The sequence below is a fragment of the Sporosarcina sp. P33 genome (assembly GCF_002077155.1).
Taxonomy (GTDB): Bacteria; Bacillota; Bacilli; order Bacillales_A; family Planococcaceae; genus Sporosarcina.
Genome location: NZ_CP015027.1, coordinates 515,805 through 539,512, shown reverse-complemented (window position 1 = coordinate 539,512; position 23,708 = coordinate 515,805). Strand labels below are relative to the sequence as shown.

Genomic DNA, 23,708 nt, shown 5'->3' with positions numbered 1-23,708 from the left:
GCCTTAGCAAAAGACGTGTCATTTTTTGCTTTCCCCTAACTGAACGGAGGCGCCTTCCAAGCGGTCGGCGAAGTGATGAGACAGCCAGGCGATCTTCCTGTCTGGCTCATTGCGTAGCCATCCGCAAGCACCGCAGTGAGTTTAATGCCGTTCTGGCTCTGGTTTTGCGGCGTTGCTCGACTAGGTGTTGGGGATTAGAGTTAGCAAGTGCCAGCTCTTTGGACCCGCGCCGGCACGTGGGGGATTGCCTTACGTCATGAGCCAGCTGGCGAAGTCCGTGCCAGTTGTCTCATGACTTCGGCCGACCCCGCAGTTGTGCCTGCGCTGCAGAGTGGGAGCAATCCCAGTACTCTTTTAAAAGAGAAGAAGTGCAGTGACTGGTTGTCGATTGGCGTGTGCTTTGGCAAGAGAAGTGTCATTTTTCGCTTTTCCCTAACTAAACGGAGGCGCCTTACAAGCGGTAGGCGAAGTGATGAGACAGCCAGGTGCTCTTCCTGTCTGGCTCATCGCGTAGCCATCCGCAAGCGCCGCAGTGGGTTCAAAGCCGTTTCGCGTCTCTTTTCACAAAGGCGTCAGACTATGTAATGCAGTCGTGATGCTAAAGAGCAAAATCCGTCTGCACAGCACTTGCCCGTCACTTTTCAAAAATCAGTAGCCAAAGTGATTTCCGCTTACTGAACGAAGGCGCCTTCCAAGCGGTGGGCGAAGTGATGAGACAGCCAGGCGATCTTCCTGTCCGGCTCATTGCGTAGCCATCCGCAAGCGCCGCAGTGAGTTCAATGCCGTGTCGCTTCCCTTATTACCATGACGTCACCCTGCATAAACCAGTTATCCTGCAGAAGAGCTGCACAAAAAAAGGCTGTCGCAAGAAGTTGGTTCACTTCTTGCGACAGCCCATTTTTATTGGGTTTGTATAGGATTACTGACGAACTAATTCTACGACAGTGCCGGTTTTCGCGTCAGCTGCGAACTCGTATTGCTCGAGCTTGCCGTCTTTCATTCGTGAAACGCCACCGCGGTAAACGTCCATTGTAATCACGTGATTTGTGTAAGGTTCAGGCTTCATAACAATCCAAGAACCATCGATGGGACCTTCTTCTTTGAATGCGTCTTTTACTTTTTTCAGTACGTTGTCAGCAGGTACTTCTTCATTATAACGGTTAAATGCCTCATTCACTACTACGCCTGCAGCAACTCCAGTTAATATTCCGGCTAAAAATTCTTTTACTCTCATGGCTAATTGCAGCCTCCTTCGCAAATCGTTTCTTATAGTGTAACATAGTTTAAAAGAGCATGGCGATTCAAAAGCCTTTCTCGAATGCCCCATTTATTCAGTATGGCACTTAGGGTAAAGCAGATTCCTGACCTAATTAGTTTTCATCTGTTTGGGATGTGGATATAATACGAATAGACAGTATAAGAAGTGAGGGATTCAGATGAAAAAAGAGACATTGGATTTATTTCGTACATTGACTGAACTTCCGGGCGCACCGGGTAATGAGTACCGCGTCCGGGCTTTTATGCGTGAACAGCTGGCACAAAATGCGGATGAAATTGTTCAGGACGGTCTGGGCGGCGTCTTTGGCGTTCGCCGGGGTAAAGAAGACCAGCCTACGATCATGGTTGCCGGCCATATGGATGAAGTCGGCTTCATGGTAACAGGCATTACGGATAACGGGATGCTTCGTTTTCAGCCTTTAGGCGGCTGGTGGAACCAAGTCTTGCTTGCACAGCGGGTGCAGATTATCACAGAAGATGCAGATATTCCAGGTGTCATCGGATCGATTCCGCCGCACTTGCTGAGCGAAGCCGAACGCAGCAAGCCGATGGACATTAAAAATATGCTCATTGATGTGGGTGCAGACGATAAAGCAGATGCAGAAAGTTTTGGAATTCGTCCGGGACAGCAGATTCTTCCGATATGTCCGTTCACGCCGATGGCAAATCCGAAAAAGATTATGGCCAAAGCATGGGATAATCGATATGGCTGCGGCCTTGCCGTCGAACTCCTTAAAGAAGTGAAGAATGAAACATTGCCGAATACATTATATTCAGGTGCCACTGTTATGGAAGAAGTCGGTTTGCGCGGTGCACAGACAGCGGCGCGCATGATTGATCCGGATTTATTCTTCGCACTTGACGCCAGTCCAGCTAATGACGCAAGCGGCAATAAGCAAGAATTCGGTCAGTTAGGTCAAGGAACATTATTGCGAATTATGGACCGTTCCATGGTGACTCACCGCGGAATGCGTGAATTTATTCTGGATACGGCGGAAACGCATAACATTCCCTATCAATACTTTGTTTCCCAGGGCGGTACGGATGCAGGGCAAGTGCATATTGCGAATAACGGCGTGCCAAGTGCCGTCATCGGTATTTGTTCACGCTACATCCATACTGCGGCTTCGATCATCCACACAGATGATTATGCAGCAGCGAAGGAATTAATTACACAATTAGTAAAAGCATGCGATAAAACAACCGTAGAAACCATTAAACAGAACTGCTGACAAGTTCCAAGTGAGGAGGTATGCTGAATGAAATTTGTTCTCGGCTCAAAAAATCAGGCGAAGAAGCGTGCTGCCGTGCGGGTTATTGAACACTGCATGGAAAATAGTACAATTTCATCAGCTTCCGTTCCTTCGGGCGTCAGTGACCAGCCGATGAGCGATGCGGAAACAAGGCGGGGCGCGATCAACCGTGCAATGGCAGCGGCACAGGGAACGTACGGCATCGGCTTGGAAGGCGGCGTCCACATGCTGGAAGGTGTCATGTATTTGTGCAACTGGGGTGCGCTTGCCACACCTGAAGGCGAAGTATATACAGCGGCAGGCGCTCAAATTCCGCTGCCGGAAGAACTGGCGGATGAAATACGAAACGGCAAGGAATTGGGAGATGCCGTTGACCGCTATTTTAATAAGAAACAAATTCGCATGTCTGAAGGGGCTATGGGCATGCTGACAGCACAGCTTGTGCCAAGAGATGCGTTATTTGAACACATTATGCGGCTATTGATCGGTCAGCTCTTATATCGCCTCCGCTCCACGGCTGCTGATTGCAATAGCGGCAGTATGCGATTAGAATAGGACTGATAGAAAATTGAACGAAGTAGAGAAGGGGGGAACCTGGATGTTGCGAAGTGGAAAGGTTTTCTTACTGCTGCTGCTGGCTGTCGTACTGGCCGGATGTAGTCAGAAAGTGGAAGTTCGAACCGATGATGCGTTTGTTTCAGCGAAAAAGGTATTTGAATTGAATGCCGAAAAAACGAATCAGACGGTAGGCGATATTGAATTCTATAAACCGCCGACGATGCGGATGGATAAAGAATCAACTTCACAGAAAATAGTCTTAACAAAAAGAAATGACTCCTTTTACGTAACAGTCAATCCGAACGAGAAGAAAAACAGCCACGTTTACTATGACGTGCTGCTGACTGACGAACCGGATCACCTGATTGGTGCAAAGACATTCTCTAAAGATGAAGCATTCGGTTTTGTGGCTGTCGTTCAAAAAGGTGAAAAGTTAGTGGAATTGATTGCCAGCGTGGGCGGTGCAAAAGTGGAAACAGTGACGAATGAAGAAAACACCAGCGCCTATTTGAAGAAGATGATGGAGATTGCCCGTTCCGTCCAGCATGACGATAAGTGATCGAAGATTTTGAGCACGGAAGGAGAGGGACGACAATGAAAGCAAAAGATTTGGTGGAAGAACTGAAGAAACGCTTGCCTAAAGAGAAATTTGAGTGGCAGTTTGACCGGAAAGCAGACAAGTTGCGGATTGTACACCATACTCTTCATAAAGGAATCGACATTTCGCTGCCTGAGATTTTATCAAAGTATGAGCAAAAAAAAGAACGCGCGATTGATGAAGTGGTCTACACGGTTTTAGAAACGTTTAATGCGATGGAGAAGGAACAGGAAGTAGGATTCGCGGGTGAAAGTACGATTTATCCGGTCATTCGTTCCACGTCATTCCCGGTTAAAAGTTCTGCAGGACAACCGTTCCTTACGAAGGATCATACGGCAGAAACGAGGATTTTCTATGCACTCGACTTGGGAAGCACATACCGCCTGATTGATGAAGGTATGTTGGCTGATATGAAGATGACTGAGCAAGAAGTGCAGGAAGTCGCCATGTTTACGGTGAAATCCTTGCCGACTGCTTATAAACAGGATGTAGTATCTGATAACATTTTTTACTTCATCAATAATAATGACGGCTACGATGCAAGCAGAATATTGAATCAGCCGTTTCTGAAGGAAATGGAGCAAAAAATTGAAGGACATATGGTGGTGTCGGTTCCTCATCAGGACGTATTAATCATTGGGGATATTCGTAATGATACCGGCTATGACGTCATTGCACAAATTGCTATGCAGTTTTTCACGACAGGTGCTGTGCCTGTTACGTCGCTGTCTTTCATTTACGAAGACGGCAAGCTTGAACCCATATTTATTATGGCAAAAAACAGAGTGGCTAGAAGGGAAAAGAAAAAATGAATATATTTTATAATCCAGAAGGTGTCGGCGATGTTCTGTTCGTACAGCTTACAACAGAAAAACCGGCTTCCATTACATCTGAAAGAAAAAATGATGTGGCATTGATTAACGATGAAAAAACGGGGAAAACGGTGGCATTCAATTTGTTTGAGGCTTCCCGCTATGTCTCTGCAGATGCAAAAGGCCAGGTAGAATTAACAGAAGAACTTGGTGAGCAGCTGCAAAAAGCGCTGAGCGAAAATGGTGTTGAACTGGAATTGGACTTAGATTTCACTCCTAAATTTGTAGTAGGATATGTAACAGAGAAAGAAAAACATCCAAATGCTGATAAATTAAACATTTGTCAGGTGGACGTGGGAGAAGAAACACTTCAAATCGTCTGCGGCGCGCCGAACGTAGAGGCCGGACAGAAAGTTGTCGTTGCGAAAGTAGGCGCTGTCATGCCTTCAGGAATGATTATTCGTGATGCAGAACTTCGCGGAGTGGCATCATCCGGAATGATTTGTTCAGCGAAAGAACTTGATCTCAAAGATGCTCCTGATGCCAAAGGAATTCTCGTACTCGAAGATGATAGAAAAACAGGAGAAGCTTTTGAAGCGTAACTGGTAAAGATACCCATTGAAATCAGCTTTTGCTGCAAGCTTCGACAAGCTTGTGGCAAAAGCTTTTTTATTTTCATGTTACAAAGGTTACAATTCGTCAAAATCTGCGTAAAACGCGCAGAACTGTTTGATTTCCGGATAGGTAACCTGTTAAAATGAAATGATTGATATGAAAAGAGTGATATATTTGAGCTGGCTACGGAATATGAAAAGACGCCTTCAGCAAATGGAAGAAGGCCATAAAAAGTCAAACGTACTATTTGAACAATCAAACATTGAAAATACAAATGAAAATCTTGAAGAAAACCACGATGAGAATAAAAAATCTAACTTTAGATTTCCAATAGTTTCTGACCATGAAATATACGGATGGGAGCCTGCTGCCGACCGTGATGAATATACAAAAGAGTATTTACAAAATGACGCGGCGGCGGAAGAGTATGAAATTATCCCTCTCCACCAAAATGAACTTTGGCCGGGTAAATATGAGCGGAGCGGCAAAATCTATCGCGCAGAAACGAAACGTGAAATTGCCAGAATTATACCGCCAACCGACAACCCGCTGCCTTTACCGTTTTCCGGTCAACCAAGACGGCGTCCTGAAACTGTGGAACCTGAGCAAATTCAGCCGCAAAGAACGCCGCGGCCGCAGGAAGAAACAGTAAAACAAGAAAAGCCGAAGAAAATGAAAAGACCTTTTACGCCAACGCATGTGCCGTCGCCTGTTTACGGTCTGAAGAATAGTTCGCCGATCAGTGAGGCTATGCAGGCAGTCATAGATAAGAAGAATGCCGAGGATAAAGAATCGCACGATAGGCTTGAAGCGCAAGTGGCCCAACTATCGAAATATGAAACTTCTATGCAGCAGCCGAAGAAAAAGCCGATATTTGCTAGTTCAACAGAAAAGAGTCTATCAGAGCAGAAAAGTGCAAGTGACTCTGTTCCCGCTGCAAACGAACCGGTTGCGCAAAAGCCTGTTGAAATTGCGGAAGCAGAAGCAGCATCACGGCAGAAAGACCTGGAAATAGAAGCAGCTGAAAAACCGAAAGCTATTCAGCCTGAAATAGCAGAACCTAAGGCAGAAGAGCCTGCAGCAGAACCGGCAGCGGCGACTGAAGAACCAACTCCGATCGAAGCAACGGAACAGCTGCAGGAAGCAGTAACGGAATCAGCAGCAGAACACCCGCAATCCGAATTCCTGGAAACAGAAGAACCGCTGATTGAAGAAGATGAAAGAATTACTGTGACAGCAGAAGCAGACCAAACAGAACAAACACAAGAATTACAATCAGAAACACAAGAGTCGCTATCAGAAACAGACATAGAAACAGAAAATGATCACATCAATGAAGAAACCGAACAAAAAAAGAAAGAGAAAGTAGTGCCGTTTAATGTTTTGATGCTTAAATCTGACAAAGAGAAGTTAGCGGCAAGGGTAGAACAGCTGATAGCAGAGAATGCCGCAAAAAAACAGCGGGAAGAAGAGAAATCCCCAGAAACAGAAACTGCAGCTGCAGAGCAAACTATAATAGAAGAACCGGAAACTATCGCAGTTGAACCTGCTGTATCTGCAACAGCGACTGCACCGGCAGAAGCTGAAACAAGCGCTGCAGAAACCAAAGCCATCGCAGAAGAACCGGAAGAAGAGGTGCTTGAAGAACTGCCGCCGACTTACGGTTTTCCGACAGTGGATTATTTGGCGCCGCCCGAAGAAGAAGTAATCGACGAGGAATGGCTTGCATCGCAGTCCGCTGCGCTCGTTGAAACTTTATCTCACTTCTCCGTCCAGGCAACAGTCGTTGCAGCTGTGCAAGGGCCTGCTGTAACTATGTTTGAACTGACTGTGGAGCAAGGAACGAAAGTGAGTAAGATCCGTAATCTGACGGATGATTTAAAACTGTCACTGGCGGCTAGGGATATCCGGATTCAAGCGCCCATCCCGGGGACAAGAATGATTGGAATCGAAATTCCAAACCGTAAGACGCGTGCGGTGCGTATATCAGAAGTCATTGAAAGCGAACCTTTCAAAAGTTCACGTTCCCCTTTAGAAGCTGTGCTGGGCCTCAGCCTGACAGGGGAGCCGCAAACAATAGATCTGCGGAAGATGCCGCATGGAATGATTGCTGGTGCCACAGGCTCCGGTAAATCAGTGTGTATTAATTCATTGCTGATCAGTTTGCTCTATAAAGCTTCCTATCATGACTTAAAACTATTATTGATTGACCCGAAAATGGTGGAATTGGCACCTTACAATGGCATTCCGCATTTATTGAGTCCGGTTATCACCGATGTGAAAGCAGCAACTGCTGCACTGAAATGGGCAGTGAACGAAATGGAGCGGCGCTATGAGCTGTTCGCACATTCCGGTGTCCGTAATATTGAGCGCTACAATGAAATGGTCATGGAATCACGACGTTTCTCTTTAAAAATGCCATATATTCTTGTCGTAATTGACGAATTAGCTGATTTGATGATGATGGCGCCTGCTGATGTAGAAGTGTCGATCAGCCGGATTACGCAAAAAGCAAGAGCTTGCGGTATTCATTTAATTATCGCCACTCAGCGGCCTTCCGTCGATGTCATCACGGGTACGATTAAAGCGAATATTCCGACACGTATTGCATTTGCAGTCTCATCTCAAGTAGATTCGAGAACGATATTGGATACGGTAGGTGCGGATCGTCTGCTTGGTAAAGGCGACATGCTCTATTTGGGCAACGGTCAGTCAGCGCCTGTGCGTCTTCAGGGGACATTTGTCACGGATGATGAAATCGAGCGTATAATAGAACATGTTCGCAGCGAAGCAGAACCGGACTATTTATTCGGGCAGGATGACTTGCTGGCAGCAGCTGTTCAAGAAGAGGAAACGGATCCGTTATTTGAGCAGGCCTGCAGTTTTGTGATTGAGCAGGGGAGTGCCTCAACCTCTTCATTACAGCGCCATTTCAGCATAGGCTATAACCGGGCGGCAAAACTAATTGACCGTATGGAAGCAAACCAATTCATTTCCGAGCAGCGGGGAAGCAGACCGAGGGATGTCTTTTTAACTGAGCAGGCTTTTGAAAGCTTTATGAAATAAAAAATACCTGGTTAGCACGTAAAACTTTTTTTCAACACGTGGTATACTATGACAAGAAATAATCTTCCAGGCTATTATTAGACAGCTGGAGATAAAAAGAGGGATGAAAGAATTCCCGGGAGGTTTCAATATGACATTGTTTCACTTTACAGGCATAAAAGGTTCAGGAATGAGTGCCCTTGCCCAGTTACTGCACGATTCATCTTATGCCGTTCAAGGTTCGGACGTGGAAAAATACTTTTTTACAGAAGATCCTTTACATGAAAGAAATATAAAAGTACTTCCATTTGATGAAAACAATATTCAGCCCGGCATGAAAGTGATTGCAGGGAACGCATTTAAAGATGATCATCCTGAATTACTGAAAGCGGAAGAACTTGGATTGGAAGTCATTCGATATCATGACTTTCTTGGCTCGTATATGGAACAGTTTACGTCCATCGGTGTTACCGGAACACATGGCAAGACTTCCACGACAGGTCTGCTTTCGCACGTCCTGGGAGGCTTCGCGCCCACTTCATATTTGATTGGGGACGGAACAGGCAAAGGTGTCGAGAATACCGAGTGTTTTGTATTTGAAGCCTGCGAATACAAACGCCATTTTTTAGCCTATCATCCGGACTACGCGATCATGACAAATATTGATTTTGACCATCCCGATTACTTTACAAGTCTGGATGATATTTTGGACGCATTCGGGCAGATGGCGAACCAGGTGAAGAAAGCGCTGATTGCTTGCGGAGATGACGAAAATCTTCAGAAGCTTCAAAGTCAGGTTCCTATCGTTTATTATGGAATGGACCCTTCCAATGACTTTTATGCGGCAAACATTGAAAAGGATCAAAACGGCTGTTCATTTGACGTCTTTATCCGAAATGAATTTTATCACCGCTTTACGATTACATTAACAGGCGATCACGCTATTAAAAACGCATTGGCAGTCATTACACTCTGTCACTATGAAAATATTCCGGCAGAAATCGTCAATGAACGTTTTGCATCATTTTCGGGCGTCAAAAGACGTTTTTCCATAACGGAAGCAGAAGGCCGGATAATTGTAGACGATTATGCTCATCACCCGACGGAGATTCGTGCAACGCTTGATTCGGCCCGCCAAAAATATCCGGACCGGGAAGTGGTTGCGGTATTCCAGCCGCATACGTTCAGCAGGACAGCTGCGATGCTGGACCAATTTGCCGAAAGCCTTTCAGAAGCAGATTACGTGTATTTATGTGATATTTTTGGGTCGGCAAGGGAAACAGAAGGAAATTTAACGATTCAAGATCTGATTGCTAAAATCCCGAATTCCCGCCATCTAACGTTAGACGATATGTCAGACTTGGCCGCCCATCAGAATCCAGTGATCCTGTTCATGGGTGCCGGAGATATTCAGCAGTATCTCAAACAATTTACACATGCCATAACAAAAGAAGAAACAGCCTAATCATATGAGAAGGCTGTTTTCTCATTTTTATAAGAAGTAAATGGAATTTGTAAAAGGATTTCACTCGGTTATGTCGAAAAGGAGTGTAAGACGAAAAGTTTAGAAGCCCCCGAATAGGGGTAAAGTTTTCGTAAGAATATGCTCTAGGAGGATTACATCGGTGATCAATTTACTTTACATTGCCGCAGTGGTGGCGGCAATAGCATTTCTTATTCTTTGTGTCAGTCTCGCCATGACGCTGGGGTCGTTAAAAACCTCATTGCAAAGCGTCACGCATACGGTTGATGACTTAACAAAGCAATTAGAAGGAGTGACCACGGAAACGACACAGCTCCTTCAAAAAACAAATCAGCTGGCCGAGGATCTGCAAGGAAAAGCGGATAAGCTGAACACTGTGGTGGATGCGGTGAAGGGTGTAGGCGAATCAGTGAATTCTCTTAATCAATCAGTCCATAGAGTTTCCAATTCTGTGACTGCCCAAGCCGAGCAGCACAGTGACAAAATTGCGCAAGTATTACAATGGGGAACCGTTGCAGTTGGTCTGTACGATCAAGTGAAGGAACGGCAACCTGTGAAGTCCCAAGGATGGACGGTATACAAAGCGCGCTCCTAGTACAGGCATTTTCCTTTGAAATATACCAAAATAGTAAACTCACAGGAGGAAGAAAAAATGACAGAAAACAAACCAAACTATAACGAAAATCAAGGTAACTATGCAAATACTTACGGACAGCCGCAATATCCTGCAAATTACACATACCGCTCCACTAACGATTTATATGACGAAGACAGCAGCGGTACAGGCAGCTTTATCGCCGGAGCAATCATCGGCGGCGTAATCGGTGCAGCTACAGCATTATTCCTGGCGCCGAAAACAGGCCGTGAAATGCGCGAAGATTTAACAATCCAAGCTTCGCAATTAAAAGATAAAAGTATTGAATTGAGCGCGACAGCGAAAGACAAAGCAGTAGAACTGTCAAGCACGGCAAAAGACAAAGCATCTGAATTCTCAAGTGCGGCGAAAGACAAAACATCGGACTTTACAGAGACAGCGAAAGAAAAGACGGCAGCTTTCACATCAGCAGCGAAAGACAAAACAGCCGGATTCTCCCAGACGCTTCAGGAGCAGTCAGGCCAGCTGGTGGACAAAGTGAAGTCTGCAGCTTCTAAAACAAGCATTCCTATGGATGACGGAACAGCTTCATCTGAAGGAGAAGAAGCAACAGAATATAAAAGCGCAAATGAAAACAACGCGGAATCCGGCGATCTGACTAAAGCATCAGAAGCATCCGCTAAAAAAGAAGTTCAAAACGCGAAATCAGAAAAGCCATCTGCTAACAGCAATAACAACAAAGCTCCTAAAGCGGATGCAAACACTGCTAAAAAAGAAGATAAGCAGACTAAAGGAAATAACACCGCATCAAATAAAGTCAGCTCTAAGTAATACGTAAAGCCTTCCGGTTTCGGAAGGCTTTTTGTATATACGTGTAAAAAACGACACTGTGCCTACGGACACAGTGTCGTTTTTTAATCAAATTGTATTTCCAGTCTGTCTCCGCCGAAAATAGGTTCGTTGAAACGGATCGATTCGCCATTACGGAGCAGCCGATATGCAGCGGCGGATTGAGAAGGCAAAGAAAAATCAGTGAATGAAAAAACATCGCTGAAAATAATAGGAGTCCCCGCCAGCGATTTGAATTCCACCTGATCATCCGGGTGCACGCAATAATCGGGAGTTGCCGACTGACCATTTACGTATACTGCTGTCCGCTGTTTCTTAATAACTACCGGCTTTCCGTTAAAGGTAACGTCTGCACGTGATTCACACACGATATTTAAATCATTCGCAATCTCTCTCAATGAAAAAGGTGCTGGCTGCTCTGTTTCAATCACATCGCCTTCTTGTATGTGATAATCTTCGGCAGGCTTCTCACCGTTCACGGTATAGACTGCCGTCCGTGTTTTTAGGCGGTGAGTAACACCGTCCCACACGACAGAAAACGGATCTGCCGCAGGAGCCGCACATGACGCCAGTACCGTATGAATACTCCCCGCTGGATTGACTGTCAGCTCGTCACGGTCCGCCACCGGTGCATCGATTGCGGCGGGCAGTCCATTGAGCAGAATTTCATCCGTAACAGCTGCCGGACGTCCGTTCAGCTGAAATGTGACCGGTTTCGGTTCATCCAGCAAGTCTCCAACAGAAGCGGAAGCATCTGCTCCGTCTTTGCCGAATACCAGCTCGATGACGTCATGATCATGAATGAAGTCTTTCGTGCCGGCTTCTTTGCCGTTTTGCAAGATGGTTGTCGATGTGCCGTGTCCGCCGGGAATCGTCTGCCACTGTCCGTTTACTTTTACGGTCAGCGCAAGCCCGGGTCTGCCGTACAACTGTCGTGCGGAAACACGCGCCGCAAGCAATGCATCCCCTACTGTAAGTTCTTTCAGCTCAAACAGCCGGATAGTTTGGCCGTTGACTGTCAATGAAATATAGTGAATCGGTGCCCGCTGTGCAGCAATCGCAATTCCAATCGGCGTCACCAGTGCGGGAGAAGGCGCGATATGGTCAGCCAGAGAGACACCCGACAGCGCGTCGAGGCTGCGGATAGCCACACGGTTTTCCGGAAGCTCTAACCGCAGACTGACTTCTTTTGTCAGTGTAGGGGTCAGCCCGCCTCCTCCTACGATCATCACAGCCTGTGGAGGGGCATCATGATTGAGCCGCATGATTTCATCCGCAATCGATGCTGCCAGCCGCTTAACGGAAGGGCTGATGACTCCGATGACTTCTTCTGCGGATACTTCCTGTTCAAAGCCTAAAATATCCTGAACCGTCAAGCTATCATTCGCTGCGATTTGGCGTTTCATCTGTTCGGCGGGAGGGAAGTCAAGCAGGTAATGTGTGCTCAGGGCTTCCGTTATTTCATCCCCGGCCACAGGAACCATTCCGTAGGCCGTCACCGTATTTTCACTGACGATGGCGATATCTGATGTTCCTGCACCTATATCCACCAATGCGATATTTAATCTTCTCATGGAAGGAGGGACGAGGACGTTAATCGCCGCAATCGGTTCTAATGTTAAGGCATCCATTTCAAGAGCTGCACGCTTTAACGCCGCGAGTAATGATTCTACGACAACACGCGGCAAAAATGTGGCGATGACTTCCACGGTCGCCTGTTTGCCTGTCTGATCGATTAAGCTGCCGATCTTTTCACCGTGCAGTTTATAATGCAGAACAGAATAGCCCACACAATAATAGTGGTCTTCCTCTTCAGATTGATTAGCGGAAAGCAGCTTTTCCTGGGCATTTTGTACAGCGGACAACTCCAGCCGGTTAATGTCTTCTTTGGAAATCAATGTCCGCTCTGAAATATCCACCGTCACAGAACCTTCCGATGTTTTGAGTGAACGTCCGGCCGCTGCGACACTTACACGCTGCAGGGGACCGTGCGTCTGTTCCATTTCATCTTTGATTTCCTGAATAATAGACGCCACGCTTACAATATTATGTATCTGTCCGTCAATCATTGAGCGTTCTTTATGTTCTTTTGAAATCAGGTCCACGATGTGAAAGGAATCATCTTGCTCTTCCAGCACAATCCCCACAACCGAACGGGTTCCGATATCAAGAGCGAATAACTTTGTAACCAGGATTTTCAACCTCTTTTCCGATATTTTCTATGTGAAAATAGTGAATATGTATTAAATTCGGTGAAATTGCGTGACTTTTCAAGAAGTATTCATTATACTTGGTCTAATATATAAAAATGTAACATAGATTCCGGTGTTAGAAAAGGAAGATATGTGCGGGGAGGAGACAGAATTATGAGCAATCAAGATTTAGGTGAGTTGAGAGGTCGTATTGATCATTTGAACTTAGATATTCTTAAATTGATCAATGAACGTACAGGCATCATCCAAGAAATTGGAAAGTTAAAAGAAAAGCAAGGTGTAAATAGATATGATCCAATCCGCGAACGGGAGATGCTGAATGTCTTAAAGAACGCAAACAATGGTCCTTTACCAGACGGTATCCTGGAACAAGTGTTTAAATCTATTTTCATGTCTGCGCTTGAAGTGCAGCAGGACGAGCAGAAGAATGCATTGCTCGTATCCCGCACGAAAAAAGCTGAAGACACGATTGTCGATATAAATGGACATAAGATTGGAGACGGAAATCCATCTTTCGTTTTCGGTCCTTGCGCAGTAGAATCTTACGAGCAAGTATTGGCTGTAGCAAAATCGATCAAAGCAAAAGGATTAACGATGATCCGCGGAGGAGCATACAAGCCGCGTACATCTCCATATGATTTCCAGGGCCTTGGACTGGAAGGACTGAAAATTCTAAAACGGGTTGCAGATGAAACTGGACTTTCCATTGTCACAGAGATCATTACACCAGCACATTTGGAAGAAGCGCTTGAGTACATCGACGTGATCCAGATTGGTGCACGTAATATGCAGAACTTTGAATTGCTGAAGGAAGCGGGAATGGTGAATAAGCCTGTGCTTCTAAAGCGTGGAATGTCTGCAACGATTTCTGAGTTTGTCAATGCAGCTGAATATATTATTTCAAAAGGCAATACGGAGATCATGCTGTGTGAACGAGGAATCCGTACGTATGAGACGGCTACACGCAATACACTAGACATCTCTGCTGTTCCTATTTTGAAGCAGGAAACACACTTGCCGGTATTCGTGGATGTTACACACTCCACTGGCCGTAAAGATTTGTTGCTTCCGACCGCAAAAGCTGCAATTGCAGTTGGGGCGGACGGTGTCATGGCGGAAGTTCATCCGGATCCAGCTGTTGCGTTGTCGGATTCAGCACAGCAAATGGATATCAAGCAGTTTGACCAGTTCTACGAAGAAATTACACGCTTCATGAACACACACCAAACGATCTAATCATCCGGCACCGATCCTTTATTATGAGGGGTCGGTGTTTTTCTGTATTGAAAGACGGATTTCTACATAGAAACACTCCAATAATAGACAAGAACACGGTATACTAGTAAAGAATAAGGATAGGGGGAGCAAAAATGGCGATCACGATTTACGATGTAGCAAGAGAAGCGAACGTATCGATGGCAACGGTTTCACGAGTAGTGAACGGTAATCAAAATGTGAAGCCCGCGACTCGAAAAAAAGTATTGGATTGTATTGAACGTTTAGGATACAGACCGAACGCCGTCGCTCGGGGACTTGCCAGTAAACGTACTACAACAATAGGTGTTATCGTACCGGATATGTCCAAGAGCTACTATGCAGAGCTGTCCAGAGGCATTGCGGACGTAGCCACGATGTATGAGTACAACATTATCATCTCCAATTCAGATAAAAGTACATCGCGTGAAGTGGAATTACTTGAAGATCATCTCGGGAAGCAGGTAGACGGCCTGATCTTTATGAGTGACTCCATTTCACCAGAAGTGCGGACTGAAATGAAAACGGCAAACGTTCCGATTGTGCTGGCGGGCACACTGGATTTCGAAAGCAATTTGCCTTCTGTTAATATTGATCACGAACAGGCGGCCTATGAAGCAACGAAGAAATTGATCGATAACGGCCATACGCGGATAGCGTTTGTATCGGGGCCGTTTACACGGGATATAAACCGCGTGTGCAAACGTGTCGGCTACATCCGGGCATTGGAAGAAGCAGGCCTGTCGATTGATGAGTCTTTAATTATTGAGACTGACAATACGTATGATGATGCTTATGAGAGCTGGAATACACTGCGCAGCCTGCCAAACACTCCAACTGCTGTTATGACGAGCAGTGATGAAGTGGCGGTAGGCATTATGAACGGCGTGCGCGATCAAAACTTCAGAATCCCTGAAGATTTGGAGATCATTTGTTTCCAGCACTCCATCCTTGCGCGCATCGTGCGTCCGCAGCTGACGGCTGTGGTGGTGCCTTTATATGACTTGGGTGCAGTATCGATGCGGTTACTGACGAAGCTCATCAATGAAGAAGAGGTAGAAGAAACAGAAGTCGTCTTGCCGTATTATCTGGAAGATCGGCAGTCGGTAAAATAAAAAAACAACTTATCTGAGTGATAAGCTGCTGATACTGAAGACATTTCCCAAACCGGGAACTGTCTTCAGTTTTTTTATAGTACTGCTCTATGGCAGAGTAATCTATCAATTTTGTAAAATGCAAGACTGCCTTCCCGTCAGCCTTTTCGAATGACGTGAAGTGCTCTGGTCAGCATCTGTTCATTCTTTTCATTGATATCGCTTTTACGCGGCACGGGCTCGTACAAGTCAGCCGGGTCTTGCCAAGTCTCGATCAGTGTGACGGGGGACTCAGGCTGATATTTATCGAGCCATGCCTGAGGAAGCCGCCCGGTTGGCACGGGAATGGATTTCATCGTCAGCCAGAGAAGAGACCAGGCTCGTGGGACGACACGCCAGATGTCATAACCCCCGCCGCCTATCGCTATCCATTTACCGTCACAATATTCGTCAGCGATTTCTTTAGCCAGCTTCGGAATCTCTTCATAAATCTTCATTGTGCTGTACAGATGAGTGAGCGGATCTAAATAGTGTGCGTCTGCGCCGTTTTGGGTCAAAATGACATCTGGTTTGAAATATTCCGCCACTTCCCGCAATGCGGTACGGTAAATATGCAGGAAGGATTCGTCTTCTGTAAAAGCATCGATCGGGAAGTTGAAAGAAGTGCCGTAGCCTTTGCCGTTGCCCCGTTCCGTCACATTTCCTGTACCAGGGAATAAGTAGCGCCCCGTTTCATGAATCGAAAATGTGCAGACATCAGGATCATCGTAAAATGTCCATTGCACACCGTCGCCATGATGTGCATCGGTATCCACATACAGCACGCGCGCCCCATATTTCTTCTGTAAGTATTTAATAGCGACCGAACTGTCGTTGTAAATACAAAAACCTGAAGCTTTACCCTGGAATCCGTGGTGTAATCCGCCGCCAAGATTTAACGCATATCTGGAACGGCCTTCCATCACTTCGTCGATCGCGGTCAGTGTTCCGCCAACGAGCAATGCGCTGGCATCATGCATACCGGTAAAGAATGGTGTATCTTCCGTACCAATTCCATAAATACTTCCAATATTTTCACTTACTTCACCTTTGCTTGCCTTTTTCACGATTTCAATATATTTCGCATCGTGCGCCAGCAGCAGTTCTTCGTCAGTCGCTGTTCTCGGCGTGACAATCTCGTCGGGATCGATTGTATGTAATTCGTTCAATAAATCCATTGTCAAAATGATGCGTTTCTGGTTGAAAGGGTGGGTATCCGAGAATTCGTAGTTCAGCTGGTCCGGTGAAAAGATAAAACTGGCTTGTTTTTTCATACGCCCATCTCCGGCTGGCCTGGCCAAAGAACCTCAAACCCTTGTGCTTTTAGGTCGTCGATAATCGGCAGGGGATTCATTCGTTTAACCCGGAACGCCAGAATTTTGTATTCTTCACTATCTTGATAAGGGTAAACGAGTACACTGAGCACATTGCTGTTATGGTCATGGAATACTTTGGATACTTCATACAGAATGCCCGGTTTGTTTGGCACTCGGATTTGGAGATGGGAGCTTGGCTGATTGGCACCGGTCAATTCAATATAATTATAAAGCAGATCGGTTTTTGTCAATATGCCGACGAGCTGATAATTGGAAACAATGGGCAGGCAACCGATTTCATATGTATAGAACATCAGCGCGGCTTCTTCTACAAAGTCCCGCGGATGTCCGATTAATAAATCGGTTTTCATAATTTTATCAAGCGGTGTTTCATATAGTGCAGGTTCGAGCCTCTCTGAAATGCTTGAAGGAGAAGCTTCTTTGACATCGCGGTCTGTGACAAGTCCTTTTAATTGCCCGTCTTCTACAATAGGGATGTGCCGAATGCGTTTTTCCTTCATCAATTGTACGGCATCTGCAATCGTGTCAGTGGAATTAAGTGTAATGACATCTGTTTTCATAATATCTTGTACGAGCATGGCCATTCCTCACTTTCAGTAATTTACACGGTTTTTGAAGCGAACACGATCAAACTGTTGAACAGATTCCTGGTCAACTCGTTTGCCGATTCTCGCCATTAAACAATTGGCAGGGTGAGACGATATTTCCGGGTCATCAGTAGAGAAAAATTCCATGCCGCCAGCACGCATCATTTTCTCCATCACTTTGCGATACTCCCATACAGTTAAGCCGGTCCCTTTTAAATCCCAGTGCCAATAATACTCGGTCGTAATAATAATATAATCTTCCATCGCATCATCGAGCATCGATAATTCCAATAAAGACTTTCCAATGCGTGCTCCGCGATACTCAGCAGCGACTTCGACCGCGCCCAATTCTATTAAATTCGGCAGGTCTGCTTCATACCAGCGTTCCAGCGGATCTGGATAGAGAAATGTCACGTATCCGACGATCAAATTTCCGATTCTCGCCACGTTGATGCGGCCTTCCGGGAACGAAGCGATTTTTACTAACGCCTCCTGCTGCTGTTTAGGAGGACGAAACGCCTTCAGTCCTTCATGAAAATCGAATGAAGCCAGCCGCTCGGATGTTACGGGGCCTTCAATGACCAATTCGCCTTCAGCGTGCGGAAACGTCCTCGAAAAGTAAGTCTTTTTATGTTCCAAGCAGTTCACCCTTTCCTAATAAATCTACCCTAAGTTTGATTGCGTAATCGTTGTATGTGCTGTTTGTACTGTTCTTATTTCAGTATACATTTTCTGAGGATGAAAAGTATAATATTTCGGTAAAATCACTGAATTGTCGGTAATTCATGGAAAGTAAGTGGAAAAAGTGTGTGGGAGTCATATGTGAAGGGTGGGTTTGATCGGTTGTGGAGGGATATAGAGCGGTGAGGCGTTGGGTTTAATCGGTTGCGGGTTGATATAGAGCGGTGGAGCGTAGGGTATGATCGGTTGCGGGAGGGTATAGAGCGGGGGGCGTTGAGTATGATCAGTTGCGGGAGGGTATAGAGCGGTTGGGCGTTGAGTATGATCGGTCGCGGGTTGATATAGAGCGGTGGGGCGTAGGGTTTGATCGGTTGCGGGTTGATATAGAGCGGTAGGGCGTAGGGTTTGATCGGTTGCGGGTTGATATAGAGCGGTAGGGCGTTGAGTATGATCGGTTGCGGATGCAGATTGAGCGGCTGGACATCGGATATGTTCGGCTGCAACATATAAAACAGTCGCACATCCGCCTTGCATAGGCAAAAAAACCGGATTACAATGCTGCATTGTAATCCGGTTTTGCAGTTATTCTTTTTCTGCAGGAGCTGTGTCCGGTTTTGTTTCCGGCTTCGCTTCTGGCTTTGTTTCTGGTTTGGCTTCCGGTTTTGTCTCTGGTTTCGCATCCGGCTTTGTTTCCGGTTTCGCCTCAGATTCTTTGTCCGGTGTTGCATCCGGTTTCGATTCAGGAGACTGGCCTGAATTTGTTTCCGGTTTCGGCTGTGGTGCAGGTGCCGAATTTGTTACGGTATTGGAAGCACCTGATAACAGGCCGGTAATGTCTACTGCGCGTACATAGTACGAACCGTATCCGACATTATACGAACGGGATGCTCCGTCACGGACAGTACCGATTCGGACACCGTTCTGATAGATGTAATAACCAATTACATCGTTGGAAGAAGATGGAGTCCATGTAAGAACGGAACCATTAAGTCCTGATGAAACTGCTGCTGGCGCCACATTGTCTGCAGGGAATGCTGATCCTGCCACGACGCTGTTTGAATATCCGCCGCGTCCTGCAAGTAATTTAGAAGCGTCTCCGCCTAAACGTCCAAGCATCCGTTTACCATATTCAGCAGTCACGCCGACTCCGCCCGATGTAACAAACTCACGCGGTGTAGACGCCAAAGCCTGATACATTCTGCCATTCACTCGAACTGCTGCGGATGAAACGATGCTGTCATCCACTTTTGTCGGTACCATTACTTTCGAGTTGAATAAATCCGACCGGACCAATCCTGCCGATGCACACGCCTTGGAAGGAGCCAGCCCCGAGATGGAACAGAAAGAACGGGTAACGACACCGTTAGGGCGCTTAAATGTATCTCGCGCTTTAATAGTATCCGGAATTACAGTGTTTGCTGTATTCATCAATTGACCGAACAATCTCGCTGTCCGTTCTGAAGGATGCATTTGACCGCTGCCATATCCATTATATAACGGTGTTTTTTGATTTTTATACCCCATCCATACACCGAGCGATACGTTCGGATTATAGCCGACGAGCCAAGCGTCACCGTAATGCTGGGAGGTACCGGTCTTCGCAGCTAAATCCGGGCGGAAATTCATTAATCCCGGCAATCTTGCAGCTGTACCGTTTCCTCTTAAAACATCCCGCATCATATCGGTGATGATATATGACGTTTCTGGACTGAACACTTCCACCGGTTTGGCTTTATGTTCATATACAATATTGCCTTTCATGTCTTCAATTCGTTCAATCATATACGATTCGATAAACTGTCCGCCGTTGGCAAATGTAGCAAACGCATTCGTATTTTCTTCCACTGTTACACCGTACTTTAAACCGCCGAGTGATGCAGCAGGGATTTGCGCATCTTCATCAGTAACCTTAGAAAAATTCATTTTCTTCAAAAACTCAATAGGTTTGCGGTCAAAGATTTGATTGTACAGTCTGCCGGTAGACAAGTTTTGTGAACGCGCCAATGATTCTCGGGCTGACAGGACTCCAAGCTCACGGTCGAAATAGTTACCTGGTTTCCATCCATGCCAATTATATTTCACATCGACCAGCGGGCTTCCCGCGCCGATTACACCGTATTCAATAGCCGGTGCATAAACCAGCAAAGGTTTAATGGAAGAACCATTTTGGCGGAAAGCTTGTGTTGAGTGATTCAGTGCTTCGATTTCGTAATCGCGGCCTCCGATGAATGAGAGTACTTTTCCAGTATGGTTCTCGATCATCGTTGCGCCGACTTGAACAGGATTTTGTGTTGTAATCGTTTTACCTGATTCTTCGTCCACTGTTTCGGAAGTATACGTAAATCCATAGTGCCGGAAATTTTTTGCGACTTCGTTCATTTTATCGTATAGATCTTTGTCAATCGTAGAGAAAATCCGATAGCCGTCTGTACGCATTGAACGGTCCGCCATGATTTCGTACTTTTCCTTTACTTTGGAATCTTCTTCGAAACGTTCTGCACTGATACCGTCTTTTTCAGCAAGAACTTCTGCTAAAATTTCAATTGTCCGATTTTGAATTTCTTGTGTGACATACGGATAGCGTTCGGTCGCCCTTCTGGAAGGCTGTCTGAAGTCTTTCGTCACATCATACGCAAGTGCTTCCTGATATTCCGCTTCCGAAATATAGCCTGCATCGCGCATACGGAATAAAACGGTTTTCATGCGGTTAACCCCGTACATCAATTTTTCCCGTTCTTTAATTCCCTGATTCTTACTGTAAAACGGTGTGTACGTGTAAGGGGCCTGTGGAATACCCGCGATGTACGCGGCTTGCGGCAAGGTCAAATCGATTGCCTTAATACCGAAAATCCCGCGGGCAGCTGTCTCGATTCCAGCGATATTTTGTCCCATGACATCCCGGCCGTATGGAATAATGTTTAAGTAGGCCTCTAAAATTTCATCTTTTGTCATGAAGTGCTCCAAGCGCATCGCAAGCAGAATTTCTTTTGCTTTTCGCTCGTAGGATACTTCATTCGTCAGGATCTGGTTTTTGACTAACTGCTGTGTCAGTGTGGAACCGCCTGTCTGACTGTCGGAGTTGGTAACGTCCTGGAAAACTCCCCGGAATATTGCTTTCGGTACGATGCCTTTATGTTCTTCGAAGTATTCATCTTCTGTAGCAAGCACTGCATCGATAGCATATTGGGATACTTTATCCAGAGTGATTTGCCGGCGTTCGATATCCGAGTTGATTTTTCCTAAATAGACATTTTTCGCAAAAAACATTTCAGAAGTCTCTTCGTAATTAAATATCTGGTCGCGAAGCTCTTCTTTTGAACGCAGCGGCTCTTTCGCGACAAGGGAAGCGAAGTAACCTGCTCCGACTGAACCTGCAAATACCACGCCGATTACAGCAAAGATAATGAGTATGACGAACAAGTTCCAGAGAACGCCGGTGCCAATGCGAAGTTTTTTGGCCCATGGTTCTTTTTTCGCCTGTTCAAACTTATCTTCCAGTTGTTTAATTCTATTATTCTTTTCGCTATTCAATATTATTCTCCCCCCAAAATCTTACTTATTATATCACAGATTCAACCGAAGTTATGCAATAAATCTTGACTTTCATTGGAAGTTCGGTAAAATTGAACTCATACGAAATTACATGTTGAAAAAACCGGAGTAGTGATAGCGAGTTCCGTCTTAGAGAGACAGCGGTTGGTGGAAGCTGTTCGGTGCGCTATGCATGAATTACAGTTTTGGAGTGTACGTGTTGCGCTACGTTACCAGCGCCTCAAAGCCGGAGAGTATATCTCTCAAGCCGGGTGGTACCGCGTTATTAATTAATCAACTAACGTCCCTGCATGATCATCATAGATCGTGTGGGGACTTTTTGCGTTGATTTTAGGAGGAAACGAACAATGTCGAATGAATTAATGGATGATTTACGCTGGAGAGGATTGCTGTACCAGCAGACAAATGAAGAAGGGCTGGAGAAGCTCCTGACAGAGGAGAAGATTTCTTTATACTGCGGAGTGGACCCGACTGCAGACAGTATGCATATCGGCCACATCGTGCCGTTATTGACACTCCGCCGCTTCCAAATGCATGGACATCGGCCGATTTTATTGATCGGCGGAGCAACAGGAATGATCGGGGATCCGTCAGGGCGCTCTGAAGAACGTCAGTTGCAGACGACGGATCAAGTGGCGGACAATGTGCGCGGCATTAAAAAACAGCTGGAAATGATTTTCGATTTCCAATCAGAAAATGGTGCGAAGCTCGTAAACAATAACGACTGGATCGGTTCGATGACGTTAATCGAATTTTTGCGTGACTACGGGAAATTATTAAGCGTCAATTATATGCTCGCAAAAGATAACGTTGCGTCCCGCTTGGATCAGGGGATCTCATTCACGGAATTCTCGTATATGCTCATGCAGGGTGCTGACTTCAACCATTTATATGATCACCATAACTGCCGTGTGCAAATTGGCGGATCAGATCAGTGGGGGAATATTACGACGGGTCTGGAAGTCATTCGCAAGATGCATGACGAAGAAGTAAAGGCATACGGATTCACAATTCCGCTAGTTACAAAAGCGGACGGCACGAAGTTCGGTAAATCCGCAGGGGGTGCTGTATGGCTCGACGCGGAAAAAACTTCGCCATACGAATTCTACCAGTTCTGGATCAATGCTGCAGACGCAGATGTTGTGAAATATTTGAAAATCTTCACATTCCTCAGCCGTGAGGAAATTGAAGCGCTAGAGATATCAGTTTTGGAAGAGCCGCATTTGCGTAAAGCACAGAAGACGCTGGCGGAAGAAATGACACGTCTCGTTCACGGCCAAGAGTCACTTGATCAGGCATTGCGTATTTCTGCCGCATTATTCAGCGGTGATTTAAAAGCGCTGACTGCGGCTGAAATGAAAGATGCATTTAAAGATGTACCGACTGTGGAGATGGAAAAAGAAGACATGAACATCGTTGATTTCATCATGCAGGCGGGTGTATCGCCTTCAAAACGCCAGGCGCGTGAAGATGTGACGAACGGCGCGATTTCGTTTAACGGGGAGCGCATCACGGATACGGCGTTTACGGTAGGGGCAGAGCAGCGTTTGGAAGATGCCTTTACAATTGTCAGACGCGGCAAGAAAAAGTACAGCATGGTGAAGTTTGTTTAATGGACAATGATTTTTCCGGGCATCCGCGATCAATGAAACCCGGGAAGCGATTAATAATCGCGGCAGGCGCTCATAGTCGTGCGGTGTCCGCTCATAAATTTTCGCAAGCGCTCTATGCTGCCTGATCACCGCTCATAGACAGGTGACATGCGATCATAAGAATGTCTGCTCTGCTTGCCATAACAGAGTTTGCACAAAATAAAACACCGCACGCGTTAGGATTTCTAACGTTTGCGGTGTAATTTATTTTAA

General features: G+C 45.9%; 18 protein-coding genes. 12 read left to right on the top strand and 6 right to left on the bottom strand.

All coding sequences use genetic code 11. The features are described 5' to 3' along the window. Window positions 1-919: 919 nt before the first annotated feature. Window positions 920-1,234, bottom strand: a complete 315-nt coding sequence (locus SporoP33_RS02545; protein ID WP_081242292.1) for a peptidase M4 — start codon at window positions 1,232-1,234, stop codon at window positions 920-922. A 202-nt stretch (window positions 1,235-1,436) separates the two neighbouring features. Here SporoP33_RS02545 and SporoP33_RS02540 point away from each other — a divergent pair, with 202 nt between their 5' ends. From SporoP33_RS02540 to SporoP33_RS02500, 9 genes are all read left to right on the top strand, one after another. Beyond that, the gene (locus SporoP33_RS02540) at window positions 1,437-2,510 is read left to right on the top strand and encodes a M42 family metallopeptidase (RefSeq protein ID WP_081242291.1); all 1,074 of its coding nucleotides are present in this window, start codon (window positions 1,437-1,439) and stop codon (window positions 2,508-2,510) included. A gap of 27 nt (window positions 2,511-2,537) precedes the next feature. Continuing rightward, entirely contained in the window at window positions 2,538-3,086 is a 549-nt protein-coding gene (locus tag SporoP33_RS02535) for a DUF84 family protein (protein ID WP_081242290.1), read from the top strand. 43 nt (window positions 3,087-3,129) lie between these two features. Next, window positions 3,130-3,648: a hypothetical protein gene (locus tag SporoP33_RS02530; RefSeq protein WP_081242289.1), complete on the top strand. Its 519-nt coding sequence runs from the start codon at window positions 3,130-3,132 to the stop codon at window positions 3,646-3,648. 35 nt (window positions 3,649-3,683) lie between these two features. Then, entirely contained in the window at window positions 3,684-4,499 is an 816-nt protein-coding gene (locus tag SporoP33_RS02525; protein ID WP_081242288.1) for a DUF1444 domain-containing protein, read from the top strand. After that, a complete protein-coding gene (gene ytpR / locus SporoP33_RS02520; protein WP_081242287.1) occupies window positions 4,496-5,101 on the top strand; it encodes a YtpR family tRNA-binding protein in 606 nt (201 codons plus the stop codon). Before SporoP33_RS02525 ends, ytpR begins: the two co-directional genes overlap by 4 nt. Window positions 5,102-5,306: 205 nt before the next feature. Further along, window positions 5,307-8,180 (top strand): DNA translocase FtsK, encoded by a 2,874-nt coding sequence (locus SporoP33_RS02515; RefSeq protein WP_231293284.1) that lies wholly within the window; start codon window positions 5,307-5,309, stop codon window positions 8,178-8,180. A 130-nt stretch (window positions 8,181-8,310) separates the two neighbouring features. Beyond that, window positions 8,311-9,624 carry a UDP-N-acetylmuramate--L-alanine ligase gene (gene murC / locus SporoP33_RS02510; RefSeq protein WP_081244727.1) on the top strand — a complete coding sequence of 438 codons (1,314 nt, stop codon included), beginning with the start codon at window positions 8,311-8,313 and terminating at the stop codon, window positions 9,622-9,624. Window positions 9,625-9,784: 160 nt separating this feature from the next. After that, window positions 9,785-10,237: a DUF948 domain-containing protein gene (locus tag SporoP33_RS02505; protein ID WP_081242286.1), complete on the top strand. Its 453-nt coding sequence runs from the start codon at window positions 9,785-9,787 to the stop codon at window positions 10,235-10,237. Between the two features lie 57 nt (window positions 10,238-10,294). Beyond that, window positions 10,295-11,068, top strand: coding sequence for a YtxH domain-containing protein (locus tag SporoP33_RS02500; protein ID WP_081242285.1), 774 nt, complete (start codon window positions 10,295-10,297; stop codon window positions 11,066-11,068). An 83-nt stretch (window positions 11,069-11,151) separates the two neighbouring features. Here the strand turns inward: SporoP33_RS02500 and SporoP33_RS02495 are convergent, their stop codons facing one another. Beyond that, complete coding sequence (locus SporoP33_RS02495; protein WP_369821949.1) at window positions 11,152-13,287, bottom strand: cell division protein FtsA; 2,136 nt, start codon at window positions 13,285-13,287, stop codon at window positions 11,152-11,154. Window positions 13,288-13,452: 165 nt separating this feature from the next. Here SporoP33_RS02495 and SporoP33_RS02490 point away from each other — a divergent pair, with 165 nt between their 5' ends. Next, window positions 13,453-14,535, top strand: a complete 1,083-nt coding sequence (locus tag SporoP33_RS02490) for a bifunctional 3-deoxy-7-phosphoheptulonate synthase/chorismate mutase (RefSeq protein ID WP_081242284.1) — start codon at window positions 13,453-13,455, stop codon at window positions 14,533-14,535. Window positions 14,536-14,669: 134 nt separating this feature from the next. After that, window positions 14,670-15,668, top strand: a complete 999-nt coding sequence (gene ccpA, locus SporoP33_RS02485; RefSeq protein ID WP_081242283.1) for a catabolite control protein A — start codon at window positions 14,670-14,672, stop codon at window positions 15,666-15,668. A gap of 137 nt (window positions 15,669-15,805) precedes the next feature. On the opposite strand, the gene SporoP33_RS02480 is transcribed toward ccpA, so the two are convergent. The 4 genes from SporoP33_RS02480 to SporoP33_RS02465 all read right to left on the bottom strand — a co-directional run bounded on the left by SporoP33_RS02480 (window position 15,806) and on the right by SporoP33_RS02465 (window position 21,822). Then, the gene (locus SporoP33_RS02480; RefSeq protein WP_081242282.1) at window positions 15,806-16,960 is read right to left on the bottom strand and encodes an acetoin utilization protein AcuC; all 1,155 of its coding nucleotides are present in this window, start codon (window positions 16,958-16,960) and stop codon (window positions 15,806-15,808) included. Then, window positions 16,957-17,601: an acetoin utilization AcuB family protein gene (locus tag SporoP33_RS02475; protein ID WP_081242281.1), complete on the bottom strand. Its 645-nt coding sequence runs from the start codon at window positions 17,599-17,601 to the stop codon at window positions 16,957-16,959. Before SporoP33_RS02475 ends, SporoP33_RS02480 begins: the two co-directional genes overlap by 4 nt. A 15-nt stretch (window positions 17,602-17,616) precedes the next feature. Then, window positions 17,617-18,249, bottom strand: coding sequence for a GNAT family N-acetyltransferase (locus SporoP33_RS02470; RefSeq protein ID WP_081242280.1), 633 nt, complete (start codon window positions 18,247-18,249; stop codon window positions 17,617-17,619). A gap of 624 nt (window positions 18,250-18,873) precedes the next feature. Next, entirely contained in the window at window positions 18,874-21,822 is a 2,949-nt protein-coding gene (locus SporoP33_RS02465) for a transglycosylase domain-containing protein (RefSeq protein WP_081242279.1), read from the bottom strand. Between the two features lie 368 nt (window positions 21,823-22,190). On the opposite strand from SporoP33_RS02465, the gene tyrS reads away from it, so the two are divergent. Beyond that, window positions 22,191-23,456, top strand: coding sequence for a tyrosine--tRNA ligase (gene tyrS / locus SporoP33_RS02460; RefSeq protein WP_081242278.1), 1,266 nt, complete (start codon window positions 22,191-22,193; stop codon window positions 23,454-23,456). Window positions 23,457-23,708 lie beyond the last annotated feature (252 nt).

What these genes read in the sequence shown, in the direction of transcription:
- SporoP33_RS02545 (WP_081242292.1), bottom strand. Translation starts at nt 1,234, where the DNA reads ATGAGAGTAAAAGAATTTTTAGCCGGAATATTAACTGGAGTTGCTGCA.
- SporoP33_RS02540 (WP_081242291.1), top strand. Translation starts at nt 1,437, where the DNA reads ATGAAAAAAGAGACATTGGATTTATTTCGTACATTGACTGAACTTCCG.
- SporoP33_RS02535 (WP_081242290.1), top strand. Translation starts at nt 2,538, where the DNA reads ATGAAATTTGTTCTCGGCTCAAAAAATCAGGCGAAGAAGCGTGCTGCC.
- SporoP33_RS02530 (WP_081242289.1), top strand. Translation starts at nt 3,130, where the DNA reads ATGTTGCGAAGTGGAAAGGTTTTCTTACTGCTGCTGCTGGCTGTCGTA.
- SporoP33_RS02525 (WP_081242288.1), top strand. Translation starts at nt 3,684, where the DNA reads ATGAAAGCAAAAGATTTGGTGGAAGAACTGAAGAAACGCTTGCCTAAA.
- ytpR (WP_081242287.1), top strand. Translation starts at nt 4,496, where the DNA reads ATGAATATATTTTATAATCCAGAAGGTGTCGGCGATGTTCTGTTCGTA.
- SporoP33_RS02515 (WP_231293284.1), top strand. Translation starts at nt 5,307, where the DNA reads ATGAAAAGACGCCTTCAGCAAATGGAAGAAGGCCATAAAAAGTCAAAC.
- murC (WP_081244727.1), top strand. Translation starts at nt 8,311, where the DNA reads ATGACATTGTTTCACTTTACAGGCATAAAAGGTTCAGGAATGAGTGCC.
- SporoP33_RS02500 (WP_081242285.1), top strand. Translation starts at nt 10,295, where the DNA reads ATGACAGAAAACAAACCAAACTATAACGAAAATCAAGGTAACTATGCA.
- SporoP33_RS02490 (WP_081242284.1), top strand. Translation starts at nt 13,453, where the DNA reads ATGAGCAATCAAGATTTAGGTGAGTTGAGAGGTCGTATTGATCATTTG.
- ccpA (WP_081242283.1), top strand. Translation starts at nt 14,670, where the DNA reads ATGGCGATCACGATTTACGATGTAGCAAGAGAAGCGAACGTATCGATG.
- SporoP33_RS02480 (WP_081242282.1), bottom strand. Translation starts at nt 16,960, where the DNA reads ATGAAAAAACAAGCCAGTTTTATCTTTTCACCGGACCAGCTGAACTAC.
- SporoP33_RS02475 (WP_081242281.1), bottom strand. Translation starts at nt 17,601, where the DNA reads ATGCTCGTACAAGATATTATGAAAACAGATGTCATTACACTTAATTCC.
- tyrS (WP_081242278.1), top strand. Translation starts at nt 22,191, where the DNA reads ATGTCGAATGAATTAATGGATGATTTACGCTGGAGAGGATTGCTGTAC.